Raw genomic sequence first — 342 nt, 5'->3', positions numbered from 1 at the left:
TTCTGTAACTGTATATACGGCGGATTACCAATGACAATATCAAAACCATTACAACCATTCTGCTGATTAAAAACATCACTAAAATAAGTATGCCGGCTTCCAGACATACGCATCCGTGAGGTACATCGGGAGTTTTAAACAGGCAGTCGCCGCTTTATCTGCATTGAGGTACGGGACACGATAGCGTGTACAAACATAGACCATGCACAAATTTACTCCCTGGATATGGGTGCGTTAGTAGCAGGAGCAAAATATAAGGGCGAGTTTGGGTGGAACAAGCATTCGTTGCTTGGTGGAAGGATTAATAATAATGCGTTCTTCCTTTTTCTTCACCGAAAAGGT

At 42.4% G+C, this 342-nt stretch carries 1 protein-coding gene; it reads right to left on the bottom strand.

Features of this window, described 5'->3' with window-relative positions; all coding sequences use genetic code 11:
• Window positions 1–234: 234 nt before the first annotated feature.
• A partial coding sequence (locus D0T50_RS13465) for an HU family DNA-binding protein (protein ID WP_163224041.1) occupies window positions 235–342 on the bottom strand: 108 nt, incomplete at its 5' end.

Source organism: Bacteroides sp. 214 (assembly GCF_010501015.1).
Classification (GTDB): domain Bacteria; phylum Bacteroidota; class Bacteroidia; order Bacteroidales; family Bacteroidaceae; genus Bacteroides.
Note: the sequence above shows the minus strand (reverse complement) of the source record. Positions and strands in the feature narration are given on the sequence as shown.